Origin of the sequence: Rhodoferax sp., from assembly GCF_014859475.1 — a bacterium.
Lineage (GTDB): Bacteria > Pseudomonadota > Gammaproteobacteria > Burkholderiales > Burkholderiaceae_C > Rhodoferax.
In genome coordinates, this window is sequence record NZ_JACUUE010000111.1 from 1 (window position 1) to 8,043 (window position 8,043).

Genomic DNA, 8,043 nt, shown 5'->3' on the forward strand with positions numbered 1-8,043 from the left:
GCCAGCCAGGGGTGCAGTGTCCAGCCCTTGTCGCACGCCGAACCAGCCGTGCAATTCTTGCCGCCCGAGCCGCCCTCCGGTTACACCGCCAAGTCGATCGCTTATGCCAACCAGGACATGGTGGCGGCTGCCAACCCGTTGGCGGTCAAAGCGGGTGTGGACATCTTGGCGCGTGGCGGCAGCGCGTTGGACGCGGCCATTGCGGTGCAGATGGTGCTCAACCTGGTTGAGCCGCAGTCCTCCGGCATTGGCGGCGGCGCTTTCATGCTGCACTTTGACAAGTCAGCCAACCAGCTGCTGGCTTACGACGGGCGCGAAACGGCACCGGCGGCGGCCTCGGCCAACATGTTCCAGGACGCCAGTGGCAAGCCGCTGGGCTTTTTTGCCGCAGTCGATGGCGGCTTGTCGGTCGGCACGCCGGGCCTGTTGCGCATGCTGGAGGCCGCACACAAAGCGCACGGCAAGTTGCCTTGGTCAGACTTGTTTGCCCCGACGATCAAACTGGCTGAAGACGGCTTTGCCATCAGCGAGCGCATGCGTGTGTCGATTGCCGCCAGCGCCGCGCGCATCAAGGCGCAAGGCGAACCCGCTGCCAGTTACTTCTTGAATGCCGATGGCAGCGCCAAGGCCACCGGCACGCTGCTGAAAAACCCCGAACTGGCCGCCACTTTGCGCAGCATTGCCAGCGGCGGTGCCAATGCCTTTTACACCGGCCCGGTGGCGCAAGATATCGTCAACAAAGTCAGCAGCCACCCGACCAACCCAGGGCGCCTGACGCTGGCCGACCTGAGTGGCTACACCAGCAAGGTGCGCGCGCCGGTGTGCGCGGAGTACCGCACCAGCTACAAAGTGTGCGGCATGCCGCCACCCAGCTCGGGCGGCATCACCACCTTGCAAACGCTGGGCATTTTGCAAAACTTTGATCTGGCCGGCATGAAGGCCAACACCGCTGATTCGGTGCATGTGATCTCCGAAGCCTATCGGCTGGCCTACGCTGACCGCGCCAAGTACATCGCCGACGCTGACTTTGTCACGCTACCGCAAGCCGGCATGCTGGACCCGGCCTACCTGAACCAGCGCGCCACCTTGATCGACATGAAAAAGTCCATGGGCACGCCCAGCGCCGGTATGCCCGCTGGTGTCTTCAATCCGGCTGGCACCGACACCTCGGCCAACCTGCCATCCACCAGCCACATGTCGATCGTGGACCGCAACGGCAACGCCGTGGCCATGACCACCACGATTGAGAACGGCTTTGGCAGCCTGCAAATGGTGCGTGGTTTCTTGCTCAACAACCAGCTGACCGATTTCTCTTTTACTGACAAAGACGCCGACGGCAGTTGGGTGGCTAACCGGGTCGAGCCGCTCAAGCGCCCGCGCAGCTCGATGGCGCCCACCATGGTGTTCAACGCCGCCTCGGGTGACTTGGAGGCCGTCATCGGCTCACCCGGCGGCAGCGCCATCATTCAGTACGCCACCAAAACCGTGATTGGCCTGGTTGACTGGAAGCTCAATGTGCAGCAAGCCATCAACCTGCCCAACTTTGGCGCCCAGACCAGCGCCACAACCGCGCTCGAAAAAGGCTCGGTCATTGACACTGCCGCCATCCGCGACGATCTGAAGGCACGTGGCCACACGGTGGCGCAAACCACCAGCTTTACCAGCGGCGTGCACGGTGTGGTCTTCAACGGCTACCGTGCCAATGGTCAGCCCGGCCTGCTGTCACGCAACCCGGCGGCGGGTAGCTACGCTGGTGGTGCCGACCCGCGCCGCGAAGGCAGCGCCAGCGGTAACTGAGGCCCTGTCGGGGTTACTCCACCGTGACGCTCTTCGCCAGGTTCCTGGGCTTGTCCACATCGGTGCCGCGCGCACACGCCGTGTGGTAAGCCAGCAATTGCAACGGCACCACATGCAGCATGGGCGAGAGTTCGCCGTAGTTCTCAGGCATGCGGATCACGTGCACGCCTTCGCTGCTTTCAATGTGTGAATCGGCATCGGCCAGCACGTACAGCACGCCGCCGCGGGCGCGCACCTCGTGCATGTTGCTTTTGAGCTTTTCCAGCAGCGCGTCGTTGGGCGCCACGGTGACCACCGGCATGGCGCTGGTGACCAGCGCCAGCGGGCCGTGTTTGAGCTCGCCCGCCGGGTAGGCTTCGGCGTGGATGTAGCTGATTTCCTTGAGTTTGAGGGCGCCTTCGAGCGCAATCGGATAGTGCAGGCCACGGCCCAGAAACAGCGCATTTTCCTTGGCGGCAAAGTCCTGCGACCAGGCGATCACCTGGGGCTCGAGCGCCAGCACGGCCTGCAGGGCGGCGGGCAGGTGGCGCAAGGCCTTGATGTGGCGCGCTTCCTCAGGCCCGCTGAGCAGGCCGCGCGACTGCGCCAGCGCCAGCGTCAACAAGAACAACCCGGCCAGTTGGGCGGTAAAGGCCTTGGTGCTGGCCACGCCAATCTCGACCCCGGCACGCGTGATGTAGGCCAGTTCGCACTCGCGCACCATGGCGCTGGTGGCCACGTTGCAAATGGTCAGGGTGTGCGTCATGCCCAGGCCTTGGGCGTGGCGCAGCGCGGCCAGCGTGTCGGCGGTTTCGCCACTTTGGGTGATGGTGACGATGAGGGTGCGTGGGTTGGGCACCGAGTCGCGGTAGCGGTATTCGCTGGCCACTTCGACCTGGGTCGGGATTTTGGCGATGCTTTCCAGCCAGTATTTGGCGGTGCAGCCGCTGTAGTAACTGGTGCCGCAGGCCAGAATCAGCACCGAGTCGATATCCTTGAACACACGCGCGGCGCTGGCGTTTGCACCATCAAACAACTCAGGCACGATGCTGTCCACGCCCTGGAGCGTGTCGGCAATGGCGCGCGGCTGCTCAAAAATTTCCTTCTGCATGTAGTGGCGGTAGGGGCCGAGTTCGGCCGCGCCACTGTGCGCATGCACTGTTTTGACCGGACGCTGGTCCGGGGTCAGGGCCTTGAAGGCCTTGTCCACCAGCCAGTACTTGCCGAGCTGGATGTCGGCCACGTCGCCTTCTTCGAGGTAAACAATCTGGTCGGTCACACCCGCCAGGGCCATGGCGTCGCTGGCCAGGTAATGCGCGTCGGGGCTGATGCCCAAAATCAGCGGCGAGCCGGCGCGTGCGCCAATCAGGCGGTGCGGTTCGTCCTTGCAGAACACAGCAATGGCGTAGGCGCCTTGCAGCGATGCCAAAGAGGCTTTGACGGCTTCAAACAGGTCGCCGTCGTACAAGCTGTCGATCAGGTGGGCGATCACCTCGGTGTCGGTCTGGCTCTGAAACACGTAGCCCTTGGCCTGCAAGGCGGCGCGCAGTTCATCGTGGTTTTCAATGATGCCGTTGTGCACCAGGGCCACGCGGCCCGGCTTTGAGTAGGCATCGACACCAGGGCCGTGACTGAAGTGCGGATGTGCGTTGTGCACGGCCGGCGCGCCGTGGGTGGCCCAGCGGGTGTGGGCAATGCCGGTGCTGCCTTGCAGGCCGGTGGTCTCGATTTGTTCCATCAGCTCCGACACCCGGGCCGTGCTGCGCGCGCGCGTCAAGCCATTGGCGGCCACCGCCACGCCGCAGGAGTCATAACCCCGGTATTCGAGCCGGGCCAGGCCTTGCACCAGAATGGGGACGATGTTGTGATTGGATACGGCGCCGACAATGCCACACATGGGGAACTCCTGAAGTGAAGCTTCTCATGTTAGAGGCCTGGCTATGAAATAAGGTATCTATTTATTAATTTTAATGAACTTAAATTTCTATAATGAAAAAGAGAAAATATTTATTTCATAAAAGTACAAATATTGAATGAAAACATCACTATCGCTGCGACACTTTCTTTTGGGCCTGGCTGTGGTGGCGGTCTGGGGCACCAATTTTGTGGTCATCAAGCTGGCCCTGGGGCAGATGCCCCCCTTGTTGTTTGCCACGCTGCGTTTTGTCGTGGTGGTAATGCCGATGGTGTTTTTTTTGCCCCGGCCGGCGGTGCCCTGGCGTAATCTGGCTGCTTATGGCTTGCTGATTGGCGTGGGCCAGTTTGGTTTGCTGTTTGTCGCCATGAACGGCCACATCTCGCCGGGCCTGGCGTCGCTGGTGATCCAGACCCAGGTGTTCTTCACCATTGGTCTGGCCATGCTCATGGCGGGTGAATCGCTGCAACGGGTTCAGTGGCTGGCGCTGGCGCTGGGCGCGGCCGGTCTGGGGGTGATCGTGTCGCACACCGACGGCAGCACCACGCCGCTGGGGCTGGCTTTGATTTTGCTGGCCGCGCTGTCGTGGGCCGGTGGCAATTTGGTGTCGCGTGCCGCCGGGCGCATCAACATGGTGGCTTATGTGGTGTGGTCCAGCCTGTTTGCCGTGCCGCCGCTGGCCGCCTTGTCGCTCTGGGTAGAGGGTTGGGACGCGCTGGCTGCGGGTTTGCAGCAGGCCGACGCCTTCACCTGGGCCGCAGTGGCTTGGCAGGCCTGGGGCAATTCGCTGTTTGGCTACGCCGCTTGGGGCTGGTTGCTGTCGCGCTACTCGGCGGCCACCATCACGCCCATGGCGCTGTTGGTACCGCTGTTTGGCATGGGCGGCTCGGCACTGTGGCTGGGCGAGGGCCTGCCGGGCTGGAAGCTGCTGGCCGCCGCGCTGGTGATGCTGGGCCTGGCGCTGAACCTGCTGTGGCCGTGGTGGGCACGGCGCTGGCAGCGCCGTTGACACAATGTCTGATGATGGGAGCTTGACATGAGCGTATTGCAGCCTGAACTTGACGCCATTGACCTGCAATTGCTGGAGCGCCTGCAACGTGACTCGTCGCTGAGCAACCAGGCGCTGGCCGAGTTGGTGCATGTGTCGCCGCCGACCTGCCTGCGCCGCGTCAAGCGCCTGCACGGGGCTGGCTTGATCGAGCGTGAAATTGCGGTGCTCAGCGTGGATGCCCTGGCGCCCATCATCGGCCACGGCCTGTGCGCCGTGGTAGAGATCACGCTGGACCGGCAAGACCAGCAGGCGCTGGAAGCGTTCGAGCTGAAAGTGGCCCAAGAGGATGCGGTGCAGCAGTGTTACCGCGTATCCCCCGGGCCGGACTTTTGCCTGGTGGTGCACGCGCGCGACATGCCTGACTACCTGGCGCTGACCCAGCGCCTGTTCACCTTCGATGCCAACGTGCGCAACGTCAAGTCGTTTTTCAGCATCAAGCGCAGCAAGTTCGGCGCGCGGCTGCCCTTGCCCTAGGAGCCTGGGCGGCAGAGCGCTCTGCTGCGTGTCCCCCGCCCTGCGGGCTCCTCCTTTTACCTGCACAGAACGCTCTGCCGCCCAGGCTCCTGGCGTTTACTTGCTTGGCCGCTTCCAGTTCGTGATGCTGATCTGGCGCCCGCGTGCCACCGTCAGGGCCAGCGGCGCGGTGTTTTTGGTCAGCGTCGAGCCGCCTCCCACCGTGCCACCGGCGCCAATGGTCACCGGCGCGATCAGCACGCAGTTGCTGCCAATGTGGGCGTCGGCTTCGATGATGGTGCGGTGCTTGAAGGCGCCGTCGTAGTTGGCGGTGATGGAGCCGGCGCCATAGTTGACGCGCTCGCCCACCGTGGCGTCGCCCAGGTAGGCCAGGTGGTTGGCTTTGGCGCCTTTGGCCAGGGTGGAGTTCTTGACTTCGACAAAGTTGCCGATGTGCACCTCGGCCCCCAGTTTGGCACCGGGGCGCAGGCGTGCAAACGGGCCAATCAGGGCACCGGGGCCGACCTCGACCGCGTCCTTGCCGCCTGGTTTGCCGCCCTCGATGTGGGTGAACGGGTGGATCACGGCACCGGCGCCAATGCTGGCATTTTTGATGACGCAGTTGGCGCCCACGCGCACACCTTCGCCTAAAGTGACCTCGCCTTCAAAGACACAGTTCACATCGATCGACACGTCCTGCGCGCATTGCAGCTGGCCGCGCACGTCAAGGCGCGCCGGGTCGGCCAGGCGCACACCTTGCTCCATCAACTGCAGCGCCAGGCGCCGCTGGTAGGCGCGCTCGAGTTCGGCCAGCTGCACCGGGCTGTTGACACCGGCCACCTGCACGGCATCGGTAATTTTGTGCGCCACCACCGGCACACCGTCGGCCACGGCAAAGGCCACGATCTGGGTCAGGTAATACTCGCCCTGGGCATTGTGGTTGTCGAGCCGCGCCAGCCAGTGCTTGAGCTGCAGCGCCGGCACGGCCATGATGCCGCTGTAAATCTCGGTAATGTCCAGCTGCGCCGGCGTGGCATCTTTTTGCTCGACGATGGCCTGCACCGCGTCGCCGCTGCGCGCAATGCGGCCATAACCCGTGGGGTTGGCAAAATCAATGGTCAGCAGCGCCAGTTGGCTGCCAGCGCTTGCTGCAATGAGCTGTTGCAGCGTGTCAGGCTGGGTGAGTGGCACGTCGCCCGAGAGCACCACCACGATGCCGTCGTCGCGCAGCACCGGCACGGTTTGCTGCACTGCGTGGCCGGTGCCCAGCTGCGGCTCCTGGCGCACAAAGTTCAGCACAAAGTCGCCGTGCTTGCCGACTTGCAGTGCCGCCTCCACCTCATCCGCCCCATGGCCGGTGATGACCGTGACCTGGCGCGCTGACAAGGCCGCCGCTGTATCGACCACATGCTGTACCAGCGCGCGCCCGGCCAGCTGGTGCAAGACCTTGGGGCATTTGCTTTTCATGCGCGTGCCCTTGCCGGCGGCCATAATGACCACATCAACCGGCTTGGTCTGTGCTTGGTTTGAATTCACGGTCATGCTCTGCCTCGCTGCTCGAATGGTTGATCTGGCTGGATTATCCCTGTCGCAGCCAAGAGTGGCATGATGTCAAAATGAGACACAAGGAAACCAAACCATGAGCACTGACAATAACACCCTGCGCCGCCTGCTGCGCCTGCCCTGCACCATTGCGGTGGTGGGTTTGTCCAACGAACCTGATCGCCCGAGTCACCGGGTGGCCCAGTACCTGCAGCAGCACGGTTTTCGCATCGTTCCGGTCAATCCGCGCTATGCCACGGCGAATCAGTCGGTTCTGGGGGAGCCCTGCTACGCCAGCTTGGGCGACATCCCGTTTGCCGTGGACATGGTCGATGTGTTTCGGCGCACCGAAGACGTGTTGCCCATTGCCGAGCAGGCTGTTCAGATCGGTGCCAAGTGCCTGTGGCAGCAAATCGGCGTGGAAAACCGTGAGGCTGATCAGCTGGCACGCGGTGCCGGGCTGGACTCGGTGATGAACCTGTGCGTCAAGATCGAACATGAACGCCTGTTGGACGCTGGGCAACTTGGTTGAGGAGACCGTCATGAACCCTGCTACTGACCCCCTGGTCCTGACAAGCCGCGATGCGCGCGGTGCCGTCACCCTGACGCTGAACCGTCCGGCCGCTTTCAATGCGCTGTCCGAAGCGTTGCTGGAGGCCCTGCAAGGCGAGCTCGATCGCATCGCCAGCGACGACACGGTGCGCGTGGTCGTGCTGGCCGCTGCCGGCAAGGCGTTTTGCGCTGGCCACGACCTGAAGGAAATGCGTGCCGAGCCGTCGCAGGCCTACTACCAGCGCCTGTTTCGCCAGTGCGGGCGCATGATGATGGCGATTCAGAAGCTGCCCGTGCCGGTGATTGCGCGTGTGCACGGTGTCGCCGCCGCGGCGGGTTGCCAGCTGGTCGCCATGTGCGACCTGGCGGTGGCCGCCGGCAGCGCCAGGTTTGCCGTCAATGGCATCAATCTGGGCCTGTTTTGCGCCACCCCCAGCGTGGCACTCACGCGCAACGTCGGCCGCAAGGCGGCGTTCGAGATGCTGGTCACGGGCGAATTCCTCAGTGCCGAACAGGCCTTGAGCAAGGGCCTGATCAACCGCATCGCCGCGCCTGAAGACCTGGACGCAGAAGTGGAACGCCTGGTAGCCAGCATCGTCGTCAAGCCACGCGTGGCGGTGGCTCTGGGAAAAGGCCTGTTTTATCGCCAGCTCGAGGCAGGCATCGAGGCTGCCTATGAAGATGCAGCGCAAACCATGGCCTGCAACATGATGGATGAATCTGCTTTGGAGGGCGTTCAGGCGTTCATCGAGAA

General features: G+C 63.4%; 7 protein-coding genes. 5 read left to right on the forward strand and 2 right to left on the reverse strand.

The features are described 5' to 3' along the window. The first annotated feature begins 27 nt into the window (after positions 1-27). Positions 28-1,797 (forward strand): gamma-glutamyltransferase, encoded by a 1,770-nt coding sequence (gene ggt / locus IBX54_RS10080; RefSeq protein WP_296542532.1) that lies wholly within the window; start codon positions 28-30, stop codon positions 1,795-1,797. A gap of 13 nt (positions 1,798-1,810) precedes the next feature. Here the strand turns inward: ggt and glmS are convergent, their stop codons facing one another. Beyond that, the gene (glmS, locus tag IBX54_RS10085; protein WP_296542526.1) at positions 1,811-3,673 is read right to left on the reverse strand and encodes a glutamine--fructose-6-phosphate transaminase (isomerizing); all 1,863 of its coding nucleotides are present in this window, start codon (positions 3,671-3,673) and stop codon (positions 1,811-1,813) included. Between the two features lie 136 nt (positions 3,674-3,809). On the opposite strand from glmS, the gene IBX54_RS10090 reads away from it, so the two are divergent. Both IBX54_RS10090 and IBX54_RS10095 read left to right on the forward strand, forming a co-directional pair. After that, positions 3,810-4,700: an EamA family transporter gene (locus IBX54_RS10090; RefSeq protein WP_296542527.1), complete on the forward strand. Its 891-nt coding sequence runs from the start codon at positions 3,810-3,812 to the stop codon at positions 4,698-4,700. A gap of 27 nt (positions 4,701-4,727) precedes the next feature. Then, on the forward strand, positions 4,728-5,216 hold the full coding sequence (locus tag IBX54_RS10095) for an Lrp/AsnC family transcriptional regulator (RefSeq protein ID WP_296542528.1): 489 nt from the start codon (positions 4,728-4,730) through the stop codon (positions 5,214-5,216). A gap of 96 nt (positions 5,217-5,312) precedes the next feature. Here IBX54_RS10095 and glmU read toward each other — a convergent pair whose 3' ends face one another. Next, positions 5,313-6,737, reverse strand: a complete 1,425-nt coding sequence (gene glmU, locus IBX54_RS10100) for a bifunctional UDP-N-acetylglucosamine diphosphorylase/glucosamine-1-phosphate N-acetyltransferase GlmU (protein ID WP_296542529.1) — start codon at positions 6,735-6,737, stop codon at positions 5,313-5,315. Between the two features lie 97 nt (positions 6,738-6,834). Between glmU and IBX54_RS10105 the strand changes: the two genes are divergently transcribed. Both IBX54_RS10105 and IBX54_RS10110 read left to right on the forward strand, forming a co-directional pair. Next, positions 6,835-7,269, forward strand: a complete 435-nt coding sequence (locus tag IBX54_RS10105; protein WP_296542530.1) for a CoA-binding protein — start codon at positions 6,835-6,837, stop codon at positions 7,267-7,269. Positions 7,270-7,279: 10 nt separating this feature from the next. After that, on the forward strand, positions 7,280-8,043 hold a 764-nt coding region (locus IBX54_RS10110), incomplete at its 3' end, for an enoyl-CoA hydratase (protein ID WP_296542531.1).